The organism is Dichotomicrobium thermohalophilum, assembly GCF_003550175.1.
GTDB lineage: Bacteria > Pseudomonadota > Alphaproteobacteria > Rhizobiales > Rhodomicrobiaceae > Dichotomicrobium > Dichotomicrobium thermohalophilum.
Window position 1 is genome coordinate 618,716 of record NZ_QXDF01000001.1, and the last position, 19,320, is coordinate 638,035.

The 19,320-nt window shown below is 64.5% G+C and carries 20 protein-coding genes; 9 read left to right on the top strand and 11 right to left on the bottom strand.

The window, feature by feature from the left end; all coding sequences use genetic code 11:
- Positions 1-52: 52 nt before the first annotated feature.
- Together BXY53_RS02840 and BXY53_RS02845 are read right to left on the bottom strand one after the other, a co-directional pair.
- On the bottom strand, positions 53-1,429 hold the full coding sequence (locus tag BXY53_RS02840) for an OmpP1/FadL family transporter (RefSeq protein ID WP_170144312.1): 1,377 nt from the start codon (positions 1,427-1,429) through the stop codon (positions 53-55).
- A 414-nt stretch (positions 1,430-1,843) separates the two neighbouring features.
- The gene (locus BXY53_RS02845; protein ID WP_119060413.1) at positions 1,844-2,446 is read right to left on the bottom strand and encodes a class I SAM-dependent methyltransferase; all 603 of its coding nucleotides are present in this window, start codon (positions 2,444-2,446) and stop codon (positions 1,844-1,846) included.
- Positions 2,447-2,970: 524 nt separating this feature from the next.
- Here BXY53_RS02845 and BXY53_RS02850 point away from each other — a divergent pair.
- From BXY53_RS02850 to thiD, 7 genes are all read left to right on the top strand, one after another.
- Complete coding sequence (locus BXY53_RS02850) at positions 2,971-3,252, top strand: PGPGW domain-containing protein (RefSeq protein WP_170144313.1); 282 nt, start codon at positions 2,971-2,973, stop codon at positions 3,250-3,252.
- 219 nt (positions 3,253-3,471) lie between these two features.
- On the top strand, positions 3,472-5,478 hold the full coding sequence (gene tkt, locus BXY53_RS02855) for a transketolase (RefSeq protein WP_119061728.1): 2,007 nt from the start codon (positions 3,472-3,474) through the stop codon (positions 5,476-5,478).
- Between the two features lie 25 nt (positions 5,479-5,503).
- On the top strand, positions 5,504-6,706 hold the full coding sequence (locus BXY53_RS02860) for a phosphoglycerate kinase (protein WP_119060415.1): 1,203 nt from the start codon (positions 5,504-5,506) through the stop codon (positions 6,704-6,706).
- An 18-nt stretch (positions 6,707-6,724) separates the two neighbouring features.
- Entirely contained in the window at positions 6,725-7,804 is a 1,080-nt protein-coding gene (fba, locus tag BXY53_RS02865) for a class II fructose-bisphosphate aldolase (protein ID WP_119060416.1), read from the top strand.
- A 17-nt stretch (positions 7,805-7,821) separates the two neighbouring features.
- Entirely contained in the window at positions 7,822-8,556 is a 735-nt protein-coding gene (locus tag BXY53_RS02870; RefSeq protein ID WP_119060417.1) for an HAD family hydrolase, read from the top strand.
- Between the two features lie 205 nt (positions 8,557-8,761).
- On the top strand, positions 8,762-9,553 hold the full coding sequence (gene soxA / locus BXY53_RS02875; protein ID WP_170144314.1) for a sulfur oxidation c-type cytochrome SoxA: 792 nt from the start codon (positions 8,762-8,764) through the stop codon (positions 9,551-9,553).
- Between the two features lie 34 nt (positions 9,554-9,587).
- Positions 9,588-10,406, top strand: coding sequence for a bifunctional hydroxymethylpyrimidine kinase/phosphomethylpyrimidine kinase (gene thiD, locus BXY53_RS02880; protein ID WP_119060419.1), 819 nt, complete (start codon positions 9,588-9,590; stop codon positions 10,404-10,406).
- Positions 10,407-10,428: 22 nt separating this feature from the next.
- On the opposite strand, the gene BXY53_RS02885 is transcribed toward thiD, so the two are convergent.
- From BXY53_RS02885 to folK, 8 genes are all read right to left on the bottom strand, one after another.
- Positions 10,429-10,644 carry a cold-shock protein gene (locus tag BXY53_RS02885; protein WP_119060420.1) on the bottom strand — a complete coding sequence of 72 codons (216 nt, stop codon included), beginning with the start codon at positions 10,642-10,644 and terminating at the stop codon, positions 10,429-10,431.
- A gap of 293 nt (positions 10,645-10,937) precedes the next feature.
- Complete coding sequence (acpS, locus tag BXY53_RS02890) at positions 10,938-11,354, bottom strand: holo-ACP synthase (RefSeq protein ID WP_119060421.1); 417 nt, start codon at positions 11,352-11,354, stop codon at positions 10,938-10,940.
- A gap of 7 nt (positions 11,355-11,361) precedes the next feature.
- Positions 11,362-12,135, bottom strand: coding sequence for a pyridoxine 5'-phosphate synthase (locus BXY53_RS02895; RefSeq protein ID WP_119060422.1), 774 nt, complete (start codon positions 12,133-12,135; stop codon positions 11,362-11,364).
- Between the two features lie 12 nt (positions 12,136-12,147).
- The gene (locus tag BXY53_RS02900) at positions 12,148-12,711 is read right to left on the bottom strand and encodes a DUF2062 domain-containing protein (protein ID WP_170144315.1); all 564 of its coding nucleotides are present in this window, start codon (positions 12,709-12,711) and stop codon (positions 12,148-12,150) included.
- A 312-nt stretch (positions 12,712-13,023) separates the two neighbouring features.
- On the bottom strand, positions 13,024-13,611 hold the full coding sequence (gene pyrE / locus BXY53_RS02905) for an orotate phosphoribosyltransferase (protein WP_119061729.1): 588 nt from the start codon (positions 13,609-13,611) through the stop codon (positions 13,024-13,026).
- 19 nt (positions 13,612-13,630) lie between these two features.
- On the bottom strand, positions 13,631-15,856 hold the full coding sequence (locus BXY53_RS02910; RefSeq protein WP_119060424.1) for a RelA/SpoT family protein: 2,226 nt from the start codon (positions 15,854-15,856) through the stop codon (positions 13,631-13,633).
- 121 nt (positions 15,857-15,977) lie between these two features.
- Positions 15,978-16,385 carry a DNA-directed RNA polymerase subunit omega gene (rpoZ, locus tag BXY53_RS02915; RefSeq protein ID WP_119060425.1) on the bottom strand — a complete coding sequence of 136 codons (408 nt, stop codon included), beginning with the start codon at positions 16,383-16,385 and terminating at the stop codon, positions 15,978-15,980.
- Positions 16,386-16,507: 122 nt separating this feature from the next.
- Positions 16,508-17,107 (bottom strand): 2-amino-4-hydroxy-6-hydroxymethyldihydropteridine diphosphokinase, encoded by a 600-nt coding sequence (gene folK / locus BXY53_RS02920; protein WP_170144316.1) that lies wholly within the window; start codon positions 17,105-17,107, stop codon positions 16,508-16,510.
- A gap of 139 nt (positions 17,108-17,246) precedes the next feature.
- On the opposite strand from folK, the gene BXY53_RS02925 reads away from it, so the two are divergent.
- Positions 17,247-17,882 carry a LabA-like NYN domain-containing protein gene (locus BXY53_RS02925; protein ID WP_119060427.1) on the top strand — a complete coding sequence of 212 codons (636 nt, stop codon included), beginning with the start codon at positions 17,247-17,249 and terminating at the stop codon, positions 17,880-17,882.
- A 16-nt stretch (positions 17,883-17,898) separates the two neighbouring features.
- The gene (locus BXY53_RS02930) at positions 17,899-18,549 is read left to right on the top strand and encodes a uracil-DNA glycosylase (protein WP_119060428.1); all 651 of its coding nucleotides are present in this window, start codon (positions 17,899-17,901) and stop codon (positions 18,547-18,549) included.
- Positions 18,550-18,601: 52 nt separating this feature from the next.
- Here BXY53_RS02930 and BXY53_RS02935 read toward each other — a convergent pair whose 3' ends face one another.
- On the bottom strand, positions 18,602-19,261 hold the full coding sequence (locus tag BXY53_RS02935; RefSeq protein WP_119060429.1) for a peroxiredoxin: 660 nt from the start codon (positions 19,259-19,261) through the stop codon (positions 18,602-18,604).
- Positions 19,262-19,320: the final 59 nt, after the last annotated feature.

Genomic DNA, 19,320 nt, shown 5'->3' on the forward strand with positions numbered 1-19,320 from the left:
AGGCGCGAACGCCTCCGTCTGTCAAGTGTGCCCATTCAGGCCGGGCCAGCGGCTATTTCAGCGGCTCGAGCTCAGGCTCGGGGCCGCCGAAGTTATGCGTCAAACCCAGTGTGACGATGTCGATGTCACCCGTACCTTCCGCCTCAAGGGTACCGCAGTCCGGCTCCGCCTCGCAAACCGGGCCGTCCTCGATGAACAGGTGCGAGTAGCCGAAGTCGAGCTTGGTGCTTTCGCTCAGCTTGGTGCTGAAGCCCGCGCTCAGCCACAGGCGGTCATTGTCCGGCAGCAGCACGTCGCGCGTCTCGTCGTAGATCGGCGAAATCTCGTAGCCGATGCCGGTGCGCAGGATCGTGGACGGGCTGTAAGCGTACTCGACGCCGCCGGAGAAGAACCAGCCGTCGTCATAGTTGAGCGGAAGCGCGTCCACCGGCTCGCCGGACTCGTCGTTGACGATCTGGACCGTGCCGAGGCGGCTCCAGTTGCTCCACTCGACCGTGCCGAGCACGCGCCAGCGATCGCTGACCTGATGGCTCAAGCCCACCGTCACCAGTTCGGGCAGGGTCAGGTCTGCCGTCACGTCCGGCGACTGAGCATCACAAGCGGCCAAGCTGCCGGTACCTGGTGAGGAGCTGATGGCGCTCGCACCGCCTTGCGCTTTAAAGGTGCTCAGGCCGGCGCCCTCGCATGTGCCATCCAGTTCGACCTCGATCGCGGAGCGGAAGCCGACCCCCAGTCGCGTCCCGGGCATCGGGTTCCAGATCACGCCGGCCGTCGCGCCAACGCCCCAGTCATCTCCTTCTGTCTCGCGGCCGGGCAGCGTATCGATTACCGCTCCCGATGAATCGGTGATGGTCGCGGGACCACTGCGCAGTCGCACATCGAAATATTGTACTTGCGCGCCCACGCCGACCGTCAACTCATCTGTAACCTGATAGGCAAGGTTCGGATTGAGGTTCACCGAAAACACTTCGGAGGTGATCGCCAAAGCGCTTCCGGCCCAATCCTCGTTATCAGGTTTGGTATTGAAGCCGTAACCCGAGTTCAGGCCGACACCGAGGAAGAGCCGCTCACTGACCTGGTAGTTGGCGTATGTCGCCGGGACGAAAGTCGGATCGCCGATCTCGCCGCTATCGTCTTCCAGAGCGGCTGCCAGCGCGCCCCCCGTGGCCTCAATCTCCCGGTGCGGCACGACCAGCGCCGCATGCGCCGAAACATTGATCCCCGGCGCGCTTGCCGCCGCTGCGGAGTTCCAGAACATCGCGCTGAGATCATCGCCCGCCGCGGCACCCGCAAAGGACATCCCCTGATAGTAGGACGACTGCTCGCGGATGGCGAAGGCGCCCGCATGGGCGGACGTGCTCGCGACAAGACCTGCGCACAGAGCGGCACCAGCGACGCTCCAGCGCTTGAAAGCATTTCCTCCCGGCATGGTAAAGCTTCTCCCCCTCGGACTCGGGCTTTTACAGATGCTTTGACGGCGTGCGACACCGCCATTTTTCCTTGTGTAATGATTGTATTTCATTTCGATCGCGCCCTGCCAAGCGCCCGATTTTCCCGTCGATGCCGGAAGACTGCGCGTCAGGGTTGCAAATTATGACAGCCGCGTTGGGCGTGACGAAGGCTGCGCAATTGCCACCCAACAACGAATCGCCACCTCACCGCGGCCGTGGCGCGCCCCTGTCATTAACATCTTGCAAGCAACCGGAGGTTGTTCCGGATTCGCCGCCGACACAAGCGAGGGCCGACATTTTCGTGCGTGCTGTGGCGCATGCGCAACGAATTTGGCGCGTTGGGGAGCTGCATGACCTTAGGGTAAGGGAGGGACGAGGCGCGTCAGGTCCCGTCACTCGGCCCGCTCATAGACCCAGATCGCCGCGGGGGGCAGGTTCGCCCAGACCAGGCAGCGGCGCTGCGCCGTCAGCCCGAGCGCCTTGGCGAGCCGCAGCGGGACCGGGCTGCTTTCCCGGTAGGTGAACTGCACGAACATGCCGCCCGGCGCGATCACCTGAAAGCTGCTCTTCATGATCGAGCGGATCATGGGCTTGGGGAACAGGCGCATCGGCAGCGTCGAGACGATCGCGCCAACATCCGGCCCCTGCCGCTCCGCCCAAAGCTCGGAAAGCTGTTGCGCCGGGGCGATCATCACGTCGACCCCCGGAAAGCTGCGGCGCAGATGTCCGCCCAGGGCCGGGTCGAGTTCGACGAGGGTCAGGTTGTCCTCGCGCACGCCGTTGCGGATCAGTTGCCGGCTGACAGCGCCGGTGCCCGCGCCCAGCTCGATCACATGCGGCGCCGGACGCGACACGATCGCATCGGTCATGGCGCGCCCGACAAAAGGGCTGGACGGAAAAAGGCTGCAAATCTGCCGCGGATTGCGCAGCGAACGCCCCCAGAACAGCAGCGGACCTTGCGCGCGTGTTGCCAGTTGTTCGAGTTGCTCGTTCATGCGCGCTTTACCCTCTCGACATAACTGTCAGGGACCGCATGGCTTGGTTTTGCCGGCCCCCCGAAAGGCGAGCGTCATGGTGCCGGCGGCGACCCCTCACGTGTTGAACTCTAAACCTTTTTTCGCCTACAGCGCTGATATGACACGGCGCCTCGAACTGCCTTGAGGGAAAGGCCAGCGCCCTCAGATCGGGATGCGCGAGCGGACCTGAGGCAGGCTGGGTCCGTCGGGCGGGGCATTGCGCCGTCACCGATCCGGGCAGACCTGGCACGAATATTCGGCATCGAGAAAGTCAAATATGATAGGCTGTCTCCAATCTGCGGAAAATACGTCAAGCGTAACCGATGGACAAGAGCCGACGGCGAAGGGCAGATGCGCGTGGGGCATGGATTTCGGCGACGGTCATGCCTATCTCTCGCATGTTTGCCTGCATGGATGTGCCCGCGGCCCCGTAGATGCTAAACAATGATCATGAGTCCGATCGGCCTGGCCCGGACGACAGACAGCCCGACGAAGAGGTTCGTATGACGCGTTTCGTTCTTGGTGAGATCAGGCGTTACGTGATGTTGGTCATGGGGCTGTTCTTTCTGATCGTCGGGGCGATCGTCCTGCCCCTGCCGCTGCCTTTCGGCGCGGCGATGATCCTGATCGGGCTGTCCCTGCTGATCGTCAATAGCGAGTTCGCCCGCACCAAGTTTCTCAATCTGCGCGCCCGCTGGACGAGCATGGACAACTGGCTGCGCTCCGTTGAGCACCGCCTGCCGCGTCCGCTACGCAATGCCATCACGCCTGACGACAGCGACTAGCCCGCCGATTATTCCGCTGCGTGAAAAATTCGTTGCAGCCAAAATTCCGGGTTGATCCCTGCGCCGTGAACGGCGACAGGTGTGTTTTCGGGAAGTGCATTCCTTTCCAATACACGCTAAGAAGGAGCCGGCGCGCGAGCGCCTGCACAGTCGGTTGTGTGCCTTGCGTTCGGGGGCACAGCGCCATAACGGCCGGGAGAAGAAGTCATGGCGGAAACAATGAGAAAACCGGAAACAGCGCCGGAGGTCGCGCATCGCGACATGGCGAATGCCATCCGCGCGCTCTCGATGGACGCCGTCCAGGCGGCCAATTCGGGCCACCCGGGCATGCCGATGGGTATGGCCGACGTCGCGACCGTCCTGTTTCGCCGGTTTCTCAAGTTTGATGCCGCGAACCCCGACTGGCCGGACCGCGACCGCTTCGTCCTTTCCGCCGGTCACGGGTCAATGTTGCTTTATAGCCTGCTGTATCTGACGGGCTATCCCGGCATGGAACTGGATCAGCTCAAGAATTTCCGCCAGCTTGGGTCGCACACGCCGGGCCACCCGGAATATGGCGAGGCGCCGGGGATCGAAACAACCACAGGGCCGCTCGGCCAGGGGCTGGGCAACAGTGTCGGCATGGCGCTGGCGGAACGGCTGCTGAACGCGCGCCATGGCGACGACATCGTCGACCACTTCACCTATGTACTGGCGAGCGACGGCTGCCTGATGGAGGGGATAAGCCACGAAGCCATCTCGCTGGCCGGCCACCTGAAGCTCGGCAAGCTGATCGTGCTTTTCGACGACAACCACATTTCCATTGACGGGCCGACCGATCTTGCCGTGTCGGACGATCAGGTCGCGCGCTTTGCCGCCTGCGGCTGGCACACGACGCGCGTGGATGGGCACGACCCCGAGGCGGTCGCCGCGGCGATCGAAGCGTCGCGTGAGGAGACCGGCCGGCCGTCGCTGATCGCCTGCCGGACGGTTATCGGCTACGGGGCGCCGAACAAGCAGGGAACCGCGGACACTCACGGTGCGCCACTGGGCGCGGACGAGATCGCAGCCGCGCGCGCCGAGCTGGGCTGGACCTATCCGCCTTTCGAGGTGCCGGACCACATTCTGAGTGCCTGGCGCGAGACCGGGGCGCGTGGCCGCGCAGCATTCGAGGCGTGGGAGGAAGCCGCGAGCCGACTGGGCGCGCAGGAACGCGCCCGTCTGCATGACCCGATCGACGCCGCAGCGCGCGAGGACATCGCCGCAGTGATCCGCAAGGTGAAGGCGGGCTTCAGCGAAGGCGGTGAGAAGCTCGCCTCGCGCAAATCGTCGCAGCAGGTACTTGAGGCGCTGGTCCCGGTCCTTCCTGCGCTGATCGGCGGTTCGGCTGACCTCACCGGCTCCAACGGCACCAAGACCAAGCAGCACCGCGATGTCTCCGCCGAGGACTTCGCCGCGAATTACATCCACTACGGCGTGCGCGAGCATGGCATGGCCGCGGCGATGAACGGCATGGCGTTGCACGGCGGCGTTGTTCCCTATGGTGGCAGCTTCTTGGTCTTTACCGACTATTGCCGCCCGTCGATCCGGCTGTCGGCGCTGATGGGCCAGCGTGTCATCTACGTGATGACGCACGACTCCATTGGCCTGGGCGAGGACGGCCCGACGCATCAGCCGGTCGAGCATCTGGCGGCGCTGCGGGCCATGCCGAACCTGAACGTCTACCGCCCGGCGGATTCGGTTGAATGCGCGGAGGTCTGGGAGTTGGCACTGAACAGCGCGGATACACCGTCGATCCTCGCACTGACGCGCCAAGGCCTGCCGATCCTGCGATCGGAACATGATGATGCAAATCTGAGCGCCCGGGGAGCTTACGTGCTGCGCGAGGCGGATGGCGGGCGCGATGTGACGCTGCTGGCGACCGGGTCGGAGGTCGCGCTGGCTGTCGAGGCGGCGGACATGCTGGCTCAGGACGGAATCCGCGCGGCGGTCGTGTCCATGCCTTGCTGGGAACTTTTCCGGGCCCAACCGCGTGAGTACCGCGAGCGCGTGCTCGGCGCGGCCCCGCGAGTTGGCGTCGAAGCGGCAGCGGCGCTCGGCTGGCACGAATGGCTGGGCGCGTCGGGCCGGTTTGTCGGGATGGACAGCTTCGGGGCCTCCGCGCCCGCCGGACAGCTGTTCAAGCATTTCGGCATCACGGCCGAGCGGGTCGCCGAGGAAGCCCGCGCCGCCGTTAGAAAGGGTTAGGCCGGTCACACGGGAGCAGTGAGCGATGCTTGAGAGTATCAAGCGGATCGACTCCGCCGAGGTTAATGGCAAGCGTGTGCTGGTCCGCGCCGACCTCAACGTACCGACGGCTGACGGCAAGGTCACGGACGCGACGCGAATCGAGCAGGTGCTGCCGCTGATCCGTGATCTGTCGCAGCGGGGTGCGAAAGTCGTGGTGATGTCGCACTTCGGCCGCCCCAAGGGCAAGCGCGTCGAGGAGATGTCGCTGAAGCCGGTCGCCGACAAGATTGCGGAGATGCTCGCGCCGATCAGTGTGCACTTCGCGCCGGACTGCATCGGCGAGGAGGCGAAAGCCGCCGTCAACGCGCTGGAGCCGGGCGGCGTCTGCGTTCTGGAAAACCTGCGCTTCCATGCCGGCGAGGAAGCCAACGACGCGGCCTTCGCCGCCGCGCTGGCGGAACTCGGCGACATTTACGTCAACGACGCGTTCTCCGCCGCCCACCGCGCGCACGCCTCGACCGAGGGTATCGCTCATCTGCTGCCCGCCTATGCCGGCCCGGCGATGATGTCGGAGATCGAGGCCCTGACCATTGCGCTGGAAAAGCCGCATCGCCCGGTCGCGGCGCTGATCGGTGGCGCAAAGGTCTCGACCAAGATCGACGTGCTCTCCAACCTCGTCGAAAAGGTCAACCTGCTGGTCATTGGCGGGGCGATGGCCAACACCTTCCTGCACGTCGAGGGCCGCGGAATTGGCAACTCCTTGTTTGAGCCGGGCGAGGCCAATACGGTTGAGCAGATTATCACCAATGCGACCGAAAGTGGCTGTCAAATCCTGCTGCCGAAAGATGCGGTCGTCGCGCCAGAGCTGCGCAAGGGCGCGGCAACCGAGGTCCGCTCTGTGACGGATATCCCCGATGATGCTATGATCCTCGATATCGGACCCGATACCGTGGCCGAGATTTCGGCGCGTCTGGCCGACTGCCACACGGCGCTCTGGAACGGCCCGCTCGGCGCGTTCGAGGTCGCTCCGTTTGGGGAAGGCACGTTTGCGGTTGCCCGAGAGGTCGCACGGCTCACAGAGGAAGGCGGTGTGACCAGCATTGCCGGCGGCGGCGACACGGTGGCGGCGCTGAACGCAGCTGGGGTCACGGACGCGTTTTCGTATGTTTCAACGGCGGGCGGCGCCTTCCTGGAGTGGCTGGAGGGGCGCGAATTGCCCGGCGTCGCTGCGCTCAAGAGCGCCTGACGCAATCGGAGGTCAATCATGGCACGAGTGACACTGAGACAGCTTCTCGATCACGCCGCAGAACACGGCTACGGCGTGCCCGCTTACAACATCAACAACATGGAGCAGGGCCTGGCGATCATGCAGGCCGCGCAGGACACGCAGTCACCGGTGATCATCCAGGCGAGCCGCGGCGCGCGCAAATACGCCGGCGACTTCATGCTCGCCAAGCTGATCGAGGGTCTGGAAGCGCTGTACCCGGACATCCCGATCTGCCTGCACCAGGACCACGGCAACAACCCGGCGACCTGCCTCTCCGCGATCCAGCACGGCTTCACCTCGGTGATGATGGACGGCTCGCTGGAGGAGGACGCCAAGACGCCGGCCTCTTATGACTACAACGTCGGCGTGACCAAGAAGGTCACCGAGATGGCGCATTGGGTCGGCGCGAGCGTCGAGGGCGAGCTGGGCTGTCTCGGCTCACTGGAAACGGGCGAGGGTGAGGCCGAGGACGGCCACGGCTTCGAGGGCGCGCTGAGCCGCGACAAGCTGCTGACCAACCCGGACGAGGCAAAGCAGTTCGTCGCCGAGACGAAGGTGGATGCGCTGGCTGTTGCCATCGGCACGAGCCACGGCGCCTACAAGTTCACGCGCAAGCCCACTGGCGAGATCCTGGCGATGGACGTGATCGAGGCGATTCATGAGCGCCTGCCGAACACGCATATCGTCATGCACGGTTCCAGCTCGGTGCCGCAGGACCTCCAGGACATGATCAACGCCTACGGCGGCGACATGCGCGAGACCTATGGCGTGCCGGTGGAGGAGATCGTGCGCGGCATCCGCCACGGCGTGCGCAAGGTGAACATCGACACGGACCTGCGCATGGCGGCCACGGGCACGATCCGCAAGGTCTTCCACGAGAACCCGGCCGAGTTCGATCCGCGGAAATACCTCAAGCCCGCGATGGAAGCCATGCAGAAGGTCTGCGCGGAGCGCTTCGAGGCGTTCGGCACAGCCGGCAACGCGCCGAAGATCAAACCGATCCCGATGGCGGAAATGGCCAGGCGCTACGCCGAGGGCGCGCTTGATCCCCAGATCGGCACGGCGCGCGCGGCCTGAGGCACCAGAGGCGGGCCATGAATGTTTGTTACGCGCCAGATCGTGGCCCGCACTGGCCGCGCGCCGTGGTCTTCGACCTTGACGGCACGCTGATCGACAGCATTGGCGACATTGCTGACGCGCTGAACGCGACGCTGGCGACGCGCGGGCTGCCCGCCCTGCCTGAGGATCAGATCAAGCAGATGGTCGGCGCGGGCGTGCCGGAGTTGGTGCGCCGGGGCCTGTCGGCGCATGGCGTGCCTGCTGACGACATCAAGCCGTTCGTGCGGGAATTGGTCGAACGCTATTCGGCGCAGCCGGCCGCGCGCACGCGGCTTTACGAGGGCGCGCGCGAACTGCTTGCCGCCCTGAGCGAAGCGGGCGTCCGGCTCGGCATCTGCACCAACAAGCCGCAGGGGGTCACCGAGCTGGTGCTCGCGGATTTGGGCATTGCCGCGCATTTCGGCGCTGTGGTCGGCACGACGCCTGATCTGCCGCGCAAGCCTGATCCCGCCATGCTTCGCGCGGCGCTCGACCGGCTGGCGGTGCCGGCTTTCGATGCCCTGATGGTCGGCGACAGCGCCTCGGACGTCGGCACGGCGCGGGCGCTCGGGGTGCCGGTTATCGTGCTGCGCTCGGGCTACGGCAGGGAAGCACCTGAGGAGCTGGCCGCGGATGTGCTCATCGACTCGCTGAGGGAAGCGCAGGCGGCGATCGACGCGCTGCGCAACGGTGTGGTGCCTGGCGGATTGCTCCAGGCAGGAGGCGGTTGAGCCCCAAGCGAACGTCCCGGCCGTCGTTCCCAACTCACGCGGCGTCCGTTCGCCGGCGCATGTGCCGGCCTGCACGGCCAATCTGTTTCTCAGTGCGCGGAAATCGTGCATTCTGGAGCCGATGAGCAACCGGCCGACATACTTGTGTGCGACGGCACGCCGTAGGAGCGCGGCGAGGCGTGGTTCCCGCTTCGCACTAACGCTGATGCTGGCCGTCGTCCTTCCGCTTGCTGCCCTGGCGCAAAAGGCCCAGTTGGCCCAGCCGGTTCAGCCGCCTGCGGGGCACCCGCTGCCCGAACTTTTTTCCGGCTATCGCTACCAGCCTGAATACGTGCGGGAAATCCAGAACGAGGATATCAAGAATCCCGGCACGCTCTGGCGCAATTACGGTCGCAGGCTCTGGTCTCAGGTCGACGGCGAGGCGGGCAAGTCCTGCGCCGACTGCCACAACGTTGCGGAAAAGGCGATGCACGGCGTTGGCGCGCGCTATCCGAAATTCTATCCGCCCGAGAGCCGGCCGATCACGCTTTCCGAGCGGATCAATTTGTGCCGGACGCTCAACATGAAAGCCAAACCCTGGCCGCAGGGCTCCAGTGCTCTGGTCGCCATGACCACCTATGTAAGCGCACAGTCCCGCGGGATGCCGGTGCGCGTGAAGACAGACGGGCAAGCCAAACCGTTCTTCGAACAGGGGCGGGACTACTACTACAGCCCGCGCGGGGAGCGCGGCCTGTCCTGCGCGGCGTGCCACGAGCGGAAGGCGGGTAAGAAGCTCGACGCCGCGACGCTGAGCCAGGGGCACAGCAACGGCTTCCCGGCCTACAAGATCGCCACGGAGCGCGTCGAACCGTTGCACCGGCAGTTCCAGCGCTGCAACAAGCGCGTCGGTGCCGAGCCATTGCCGCTGGGCGCTGATCCATATGTCAATCTTGAACTGTATCTCGCGTGGCGCGGGATGGGACTGCTGGTGGAGACGCCGGCGGTGCGCAACTGGTGACGGGGCACACAGCCGAGAAGAAACGGAACGCACAATGACGATACCCAACGTGTTGACGATCGCCGGTTCGGACTCTGGAGGCGGCGCCGGCATTCAGGCGGATCTCAAGACCTTCGCGGCGCTGCGCACTTATGGCGCGTCGGCGATCACGGCGGTGACGGCGCAGAACACGCAAGGCGTGCGCGCGGTGCATCAGGTGCCGCCGGAATTCATCACGGCCCAGATTGCCGCGGTTTTCGAAGACCTGCAGATTGCGGCGGTCAAGATCGGGATGATCGGTAATGCAGAGGCGATCGAGGCGGTGGCGTCAGCATTGGAGCGCGTGTCGGGCGTCCCGATCGTGCTCGATCCGGTAATGGTGGCGGCAAGCGGCGATCCGCTGCTGGAAGCCGGCGCGGAGGCCGTGCTGAAATCGCGGCTTCTTCCGCTCGCAGATGTGCTGACACCGAACCTGCCGGAAGCCGCGCGGCTACTGGGCCGGGACCGCGCGGAAGAAGAGGCGGCGATGCGTGATCAGGCCGAGGCGCTGGCGGCGCTTGGGCCGAAGGCCGTGCTCATCAAGGGCGGCCATGGCACGGGCGACGAGGCGCTGGACATCCTGTTCGACGGCCAGGACTTCGCCCGCTTCACCGCGCTGCGCGTGGCGACGAAGAATGTCCACGGCACCGGCTGCACGCTGTCATCCGCGATCGCTGCGCTTCTGGCGCGCGGCTTCAGGCTGCACGAAGCGGTGCGGGAGGCGAAGATGTACCTCACCAGCGCCCTGTTGGAAGCCGACAAGCTCAGCGTCGGCCAGGGCGCGGGGCCGCTCAACCACTTCTACGCGCTGTGGGGGGCGGCCGGCGAGGGATAGCCCGGCCGCCGGGGTCGGCCGCTCAGGCCGACATCGCCAGATTAACCGCCTTCGGGCCCTTGCCGCGCGGATCCGGTTCGGTCTCGAAGCTCACGCGCATACCTTCGTCGAGCGCGGGCAGGCCCGACCGCTCCACGGCGGAAATATGGACGAACACGTCCTTTCCGCCCTCGTCAGGCGTGATAAAGCCGTAGCCCTTGGTCTGGTTGAAAAATTTGACCGTGCCGGTTTGCTGCATGACGTCTCTCCTGGTCCCCACGACACTCGAATGACGCGGCGCGTGCCACGCCAGAAAAACTTGGCCGGCACGTCTGGAAACGGGGAGAGACTTTACAGCGCCCCGCGCGAGCGCGGGGTTAGGCTCAGTTCATCCACCGGGTCGAGAATGCCGCCCGATGCGCGTAATATGCAGGATTTCAGGCGTTGCGACAAGCAGAATCGGTTGAAAATGCGCGGCTTATCTGGCGCCTGTCTCGTGTTCACGCGATCGTGAGGCCGCTCTTCTTGCGCTCGAGCGGTAAAGCGCGACCGTTACGATCTTAACGTGTGCCCGGCTGGCACAGCGGAGATGATGACCACCGCCTGAGCCTGGGGATAGTCGTCGGTGATGGTGAGGTCGATGCGCGGCTCGTAGCCCTCCGGCACGAGGCTTTCGAGTTGGCGGGCGGCGCCGCCGGTGAGTTTCATTGTCGGTCGCCCGGATGGCAGGTTGACCACGCCCATATCGCGCCAGAACACGCCATTGCGAAAGCCAGTGCCGAGCGCCTTGGCGCAGGCCTCCTTGGCCGCGAAGCGTTTTGCATAGGACTCCGCGCGCAGCCGCCGACGGTCGGATTTCCGCCGCTCGATATCTGTGAAGATGCGGTTGATGAAGCGCTCGCCGTAGCGATCGAGCGTCGCCTCGATGCGCCGAATGTCGATGATGTCGTTGCCAAGTCCAAGAATCATGCCGGTTTCAAGCGCTGAGGCTGCCGGTCGCCCCCGCGCGGGCTTTCTGCATCAGCGCGCGCATCCGCCGGACGGCGGAGTCGAGGCCCGAGAATATCGCCTCCCCGATAAGGAAGTGACCGATGTTAAACTCGACGATCTCGGGAATTTCGGCAATCGGGGCGACCGTATCGAAGGTCAGGCCGTGGCCGGCATGGACCTCCAGTCCCGACGTGTCCGCCATCCGCGCACCTTCGCGCAGGCGCTCCAGTTCGGCGTCGCGCGCGCGTTGGTCGCTCTTGATCGCCGCGTCGCAGTACGCGCCGGTGTGCAGTTCTACGACCGGGGCCCCCAGCGTACTCGCCGCCTCGATCTGGTGGGGATCGGCGTCAATGAATAGCGAAACGCGGATGCCGGCCTGGCGCAGTGAATCGACCACCGGCTCCAGTGCCGTGCGTTGGGTCGCCACATCGAGCCCGCCCTCTGTCGTCAACTCTGCGCGCCGCTCCGGCACAAGGCAGCACGCATGGGGCAGATGGCGCAGCGCGATATCGCGCATCTCGTTCGTCGCGGCCATCTCCAGGTTGAGCGGCAGATCGGTCTCGCACTTCAGCCGCGCAATGTCATCGTCGCAGATATGCCGGCGATCCTCGCGGAGATGCGCCGTGATGCCGTCCGCACCGGCCTCTGCGGCGAGCCGCGCCGCGCGCACCGGGTCCGGGTGAACGCCGCCGCGCGCGTTCCGGATCGTGGCCACGTGGTCAATGTTGACGCCGAGACGGATGTCGCTTCGGATGCTCATTCGCTCGCAAACTCAGACGCTTTGGGTACTTGAACCCGACGGTAGCCCCAGCGTGTCCGCTAAAGAGGTGCCGGAACGCGCACCAATACGCTCGCGCCGCCGCCGTTGGCGCAGTTCCACCATTTGACGTACAGCAATATAGGACACACTGGCCGCCAATGCACCGATTGGCAATGAGCCGAGCGCCATCGGCTTGATGACCGGCCATATGCCTTCGAAAACCAGCAACGCCGCCTCCATGGAGAAATCCATCAGCCGCTCGAACACGGCGCTGCCCCAGCCGGCGAGACCTTCCGGCAGAGTGCCGCAGGAGCCTAGGACATTGCCGGTCAGCATGACGCAGCCGAGCTTGTAAGTGGAATACCAGATCACCGGGAAGCTGATCGGGTTGGCGACGAAGGTGCCGAGCGCCGCGGCGACGATGCTGCCGCCAAGCACCCATGCGAGCAGAGCCGCCAGCACGAACTGGAAACCGTAAAGCGGTGTGAAGCCGATGAACACGCCAGCCGCGCAGCCCACGGCGATCGCGTGGGGCGAGCCGGACAGCCGCCAGAGCCGATAGAACACGTATCTCACCGATCGCGCGAATGATCGGCGCGGCCAAACGGCGATCCGCAACATTTCCAGAAAGGACGGCCGCTCACGGCGACGAAAAAGCATTGCGTCCTGAACTCCACCTCAAGCGGCCGCATGGTGCATGTTGGCCGGGTGCAAAAATGATTTGCTTTGCGGATATAGGCAAGCGCGCTGTGGTGACAACTGTGTCGGACGCAACACAGCTACGCCGAAACCTGCAACCGCCTCATTGGCCTCGGTTGTATCGCGCCCGCCCTGCACGCGAAACGCTAGGCTGCTCCTGCGCTGAATATCGTTTGGCGGCTGTTGCGCCTACGCCGCACCCAGTTTCCGGCTACCCGGCTTGACGGCGGGGATATCGCGCAAATGCGGCGGCAGCGCGTCGGGATCGTATGCCGGAGCGTCCAGTTCGAGGAGTGAGACGAGCGGCACGCCCAGTTCGGCGCGTCCGCCGGAGCGGTCGACAAGGCAGGCCTCGGCGGCCACATCACCGCCTTCAGCGCGCGCGGCAGCCATGCACTCGCGCGACGACAGCCCTGTGGTCACGACATCCTCGACCATCAGACACCGGGCACCCGCGGGGATCGTAAAGTCGCGGCGCAAGGTGAATACGCCGTCCACGCGCTCGAAGAATACCGCCGGCACACCGAGCTGCCGGCCCATTTCGTAGCCGACGATCACCCCGCCCATCGCCGGAGAAACGACCATGTCGATCTCCGTAGCCTGCGCGCGGACCTTTTCGGCCAGCGCCGCGCAAAGCGTCTCGGCCCGCCAGGGATACTGGAGTACCTGGGCGCACTGCACGTAGGTGTCACTGTGCAGACCGGAGGTGAGGATAAAATGCCCTGTGCGCAGCGCGCCGCTGTCCTTTAGGATCGCCAGAATCTCGTCTCTGCTCATGGGCCGCGTCTGTTCGTTCTCAGGAGGGTGCCCGCTCAGCATTGCTGACGACCTTCAGGCCGCGCAAGCCGGAAAGGATGTCGTTCAGATGCTTCAGGTCGTAGACCTCCAGCGTGATGTGCATCTGGGTGTAGTCGACCTGCCGGTTGGTCATCTCGATACGGTCGATGTTGCTGCCGGATTCTCCGATGAGCTGTGCGATTTGCGCCAGTGTGCCGGGCGCGTTGATGGCGTTCACGGTGATATCGACCGGGAAGCGCGCCCTCGAGCCTTCCTCGATGTCCCAGGTGACGTCGATCCAGCGGTCAAGCTGGTCGTCATACTCGGTCAGCTTGGACGAATGGATCGGATAGATCGTGATGGTCTTGTCGTCCTCGAGAATGCCGACGATGCGGTCGCCCGGGACCGCACCACCCGGCGCGAAGCGGATCGGCTCCCCCGCCTGCGCGCCGCGGATGGGCATGCCGTCGACAAGCTCTCGCGGTGAGGACTGCTGCCCGCCGAGCAGCCGGAATTTGACGTGGCGCACCCAGCCGAGATTGAACCAGCCTTCGTCGTCTCGCCGGATCGCCTTGCGCTTGGGCGTCTCGGTCCATTCGCGGCCTGGGTGTACGGCTTTAAGCACCTCGGAAGAGGTCAACTCGCCGCGGCCCACCGCCGCCAGCACATCCGCCGTTGAGGTCTGCGCGAGACGGTGCAGGCCATTCGCCAGCGCGTCCTCGTCGAATTCCACCCCGACGTTCTCGAAGGCGTTGCGCAGGATTTGGCGCCCCAGATCGCAGTACTGCTTGCGCACGGCGTCGCGTGTGGCGCGGCGGATGGCCGAGCGTGCCTTGCCGGTTACGGCGATCCGCTCCCATGCCGGCGGCGGCGTCTGGGCGTCGGAGGTAATGATATCGACTTCGTCGCCGTTCTTGAGCTGCGTGACCAGCGGCATATGTCGGCCGTTGATCTTGGCGCCGACGCAGCGGTTGCCGATGTCGGTGTGCACCGCGTAGGCGAAGTCGATGGCGTTGGCGCCGCGCGGCAGCGCGATCAAGCGACCCTTGGGCGTAAAGCAGTACACCTGGTCCTGGAACAGCTCCAGCTTGGTATGCTCCAGAAACTCCTCCGGGTTGTCGCCCTCCAGCAAGTTGTCCACCAGCTTGCGCAGCCACTGATAGGGCGCGCTCTCTTCGCTCAGCGGCCGGCGTGCCTGCCCGTTCAACTTCTCCGGCGCGTCCTTGTAAAGCGAATGTGCGGCGACGCCGTATTCCGCAACATTGTGCATCCACCGGGTACGGATTTGCAGCTCGACGCGCTGGCGCTGCGGGCCGACGATCGTGGTGTGGATCGACTGATAATCATTCTGTTTCGGCGTCGAGATGTAGTCCTTGAAACGCCCGGGCACGACCCGCCACTTCGTATGGATGCAGCCGAGCACGCGGTAACAGTCCGGCACATCCTCGGTGATGACGCGGAAGCCGTATATGTCAGACAGTTGCTCCAGCGAAATCTGCTTGTTCTCCATCTTCCGCCAGATGGAATAGGGCTTCTTCTCGCGGCCGTAGACTTCCGCCCTGATGCCTTCGGCGGTGAGCCGTTCCTCAAGCTCTGAACGGATGTCCTCGATCAGCCCTTCGTTGCGCTGGCGTAGCGTCTGCAGCCGCGAAACGACCGTCTTGTAGGCGTTCGGGTTGAGGTAATAGAAGGCCAGATCGGACAGTTCGTCCTTGATCTCCTGAATGCCCATGCGCCCGGCCAGCGGCGCGTAAATCTCCATAGTCTCCGCCGCGATCTGCTTGCGCTTGTGCGGCTTGACGTGCTCCAGCGTGCGCATGTTGTGCAGGCGGTCGGCGAGCTTGATGAGCAGCACGCGGATATCGCTGGAAATGGCCAGCAGCAGCTTGCGGAAATTCTCCGCCTGCTCGACGCGCTTGCTGGCCAGATCGAGCTTGCGCAGCTTGGTGAGACCGTCGACGAGATCGGCGATTTCCTCGCCGAACAGGTCCTGGATCTCGTCCTTGGTGGCCTGCGTGTCCTCGATCGTGTCATGCAGAAGCGCGGCGGCGATGGTGGCGTCGTCGAGCTTGAGGTCCGCCAGCACCGCAGCGACTTCCAGCGGATGCGAGATGTAGGGATCGCCCGAGGCGCGGCGCTGGTTGCCATGCGCGCGCATGGCGTAGATGTAGGCGCGGTTGAGCATAGCCTCGTCCGCGTTCGGGTCATACCGCATGACGCGTTCGACAAGCTCATATTGCCGCATGGCTTATGCCCTCAGATATGGCCGCCGGGTTCGCTCTTCCGGCGCGGCATGAAAAAGGCGCGCAAGCAAACCGCCCGCGCGCCGTTGCCTCGTCCGCAGTGGTCGCGGATCTTTGCGATCGTCAGCGCGACCGCCCGCTCGGCGCGCCGCCGCCGATGGTTCCCCCCTCAAGGCCACGGAGCAGCTCCTCCTCTGAGAGCGGGTCGATCTCGGTGTCGTTTGCCATGTCATCGCGGGTCAGCGCCGGCGTCGTCTCCTCGCCGCCGATCGTCGGGCCAGCTTCGCCTTCCGGCTCGTCCACCTCTACATAGCGCTGCATGGAGTGGATGAAGTCTTCCTTCAGGTCATCCGGCGACAGCGTCTCATCGGCGATTTCGCGCAGCGCGACGACCGGGTTCTTGTCGTTGTCGCGCTCGACAGTGATCGGGGCGCCGGCGGAGATCGCGCGTGCGCGGTGCGCGGACAGCAGGATCAGTTCGAAGCGGTTGGGGACCTTGTCGATGCAGTCTTCAACAGTAACGCGGGCCATGCGTCGTGTTCTCCTCTGTAAGCCGGGGAGCGTAAGATGAAACCGATCGCGTTACAAGAGGCGGGCCCTCGCGCGGATCGGATCTCCTCATCTGCAGAACAAACGCATTCAGTGGCTGCAAGTCAAGCCGCGTCCGCCAGCAAACGTTGAATATGGCCCTCGGCGGAAACGCGTGGCAGCCCTGTGAGCAGTTGTCCGACGGACTCGCCCGTGACAGGGTGATGCCAGCGCGGCAGCACATCCATCAGAGGTTGCAGCACGAAGGGGCGAAGATGAAGCTGGGGATGCGGCGCGACCAGTGCTGCCCGCGCGCGGGTACGCTCAGCGGGCGACAGATGAATGCCGGCCTGCGCCCTCGCTTCGTGACGTAGTGTCTGAAAAAACGGACCGGGCCAGTTGATGACGCGTCCGGCATAGTCCAGAATGTCGATATCCAGCGGGCGTGGCCCCCAGCGCCGCGTCTTGCGCCGCCCGGCCGTTTGCTCCAGTTGCTTGAGCGTTCTGAGTAAAGCCTCGGGCGGCATGCCTGTGCGCGCGACCACGACCGCGTTTACGAAATCGGCCTGCTCCTGAATGCCAAGCGGCGCGCTTTCATAAAGCGGTGACCGGGCTTCAACGCAAATCCCGTTCACCCCAAATAAATTGAGGAAGTGTCGAATGGTCTGAGAAGGCGCGCCCCAGACGCTGTTCACATTTGCGCCAAGCCCAAGCACGATCCTCATGATTCGGCACGATTCTCTGCGCGTTTCGATTGCAAAACCCTGTGGCGGCCCCATTTGCAGCCTAAACCGACATGACGACCGCCATTTTCGCAAGTCATAAGCGGGCTTGCGGCGGTTTCCTTATTGACGAGGTCAAACGATGAATTTCTACCCGCATGAGCGCGCTGCGCTGTTCATTGACGGCGCCAATCTCTATGCCGCCGCGCGTGCGCTCGGTTTCGACATCGACTACAAGCGCCTGCTCGCGCTGTTTCGCTCGAAGTGCTACCTCGTGCGCGCCCTCTATTACACCGCGCTTGCGGAGGACCAGGAATATTCCTCCATCCGGCCCCTCATCGACTGGCTGGATTACAACGGCTATACGATGGTCACCAAGCCGATCAAGGAATTTACCGATCCGAGCGGACGGCGCAAGATCAAGGGCAACATGGACATCGAGCTGACTGTCGATGCCATGGAGTTGTCCAGTTATCTCGACCACATCGTCCTGTTCTCCGGGGACGGCGACTTCCGCAGCCTCGTCGAGGCGCTGCAGCAGAAGGGTCGCCGCGTGAGCGTGGTGTCGACGCTCGCCACCCAGCCGCCGATGATCGCCGACGAGTTGCGCCGCCAGGCGGACCAGTTTATTGATCTGCGGGAATTGGAGAAGGACATCTGCCGCGTCTCGAACGGCCGTGACCGGCGGCCGCCCGCGCCCCAGGCGGAACCGGAGTTCTATGACGATGAGGACGACGACGAGATCGACACCGCGCCCGAAGGTTCGCACAAGCTCTGAGCGCACCGGGTAGGCGGTGGCAGATGACCTGACGCCGGAGCCGCCGCGTGACTGCCAAATATGCGAGCGGCTGGTCGCGTACCGCCAGGACAACCGTGCGGAACACCCCGAGTGGTTCAATGCGCCGGTCCCCTCCTTCGGTCCTGAGGACGCCCAACTTCTGGTCGTGGGGCTGGCGCCGGGGCTGCAGGGCGCCAACCGAACAGGGCGGCCCTTCACCGGCGACTACGCCGGGGAACTCCTGTATCAGACGCTGCTGGAGACTGGTATGGCCAAGGGCGAGTACGAGGCCGACCCTGAAGACAGTCTGCGCCTGAAATCCTGCATGATTACCAATGCGGTGCGCTGTGTGCCGCCAGAGAACAAGCCTACTGGCGCCGAGATCAAGGCGTGCCGGCAATTCCTCCGTGGGCGCATGGCTCATCTGCCGGAGTTGCGTGCGGTCCTCGCGCTCGGTCGTATCGCCCATGACTCGGTGATATCGGCGCGGGATCAGAAACAGGCGGACTTTCCGTTCTCACACGGCGCGCGCCACGAGATGCCGGACGGGCTGGTCGTCTACGACAGCTATCACTGCTCGCGCTACAACACGAACACTGGCCGGTTGACTGACGAGATGTTCCGCGACGTCCTGAAGCAGATTCGCGAGGATCTCGGACTTTCATGAAGAAGCCGCCCGCGCGGGAGGCGGGCGGCTCTCATGCGCCTGTCGCGGCGCGTTACTTCGGCTGCGGCACAAGACGCAAATACGGCGTCTCTTCCTTCCAGCCTTCCGGATACTTCTTCTTCGCTTCCTCATCCGGCACCGACGGGGCAATTATGACTTCCTCGCCCTGATGCCAGTCTGCCGGGGTGGACACCTGATGCTCGGAGGTGAGCTGCAGAGAGTCCAGAATCCGCAGGATCTCGTTGAAGTTGCGCCCGGTGCTCATCGGGTAGACGAGGATCAGCTTGATTCGCTTGTCGGGCCCGATGATGAACACGTTGCGCACCGTCTGGTTGTCCACCGGCGTGCGGCCCTCCGCGGTGTCGCCCGTGTCGGCCGGCAGCATTCCGTAGGCCTTGGAAACCGACAGGTCGGTATCGCCGATCATCGGATAGTTCACCGAATGGCCGGTCACCTTCTTGATGTCCTGGTCCCACTCCTTGTGGCGGTCGACCGGGTCGACGCTCAGCCCGATGATTTTCGTGTTGCGCTTGTCGAACTCCGGCTTGAGGCCGGCCATCGTACCAAGTTCGGTCGTGCAGACGGGTGTGAAGTCCTTGGGGTGCGAGAACAGGATGCCCCAGGAATCGCCGAGCCATTCATGGAAGCGGATGCGGCCTTCGGTTGTTTCGGCTTCGAAGTCGGGGGCGATATCGCCGAGTTGCAGTGACATGGTGCTGTCTCCCTTCGCTCGTGAGCGTGTGACTCTGTTAGCGCCTGTGGCGCCGGACA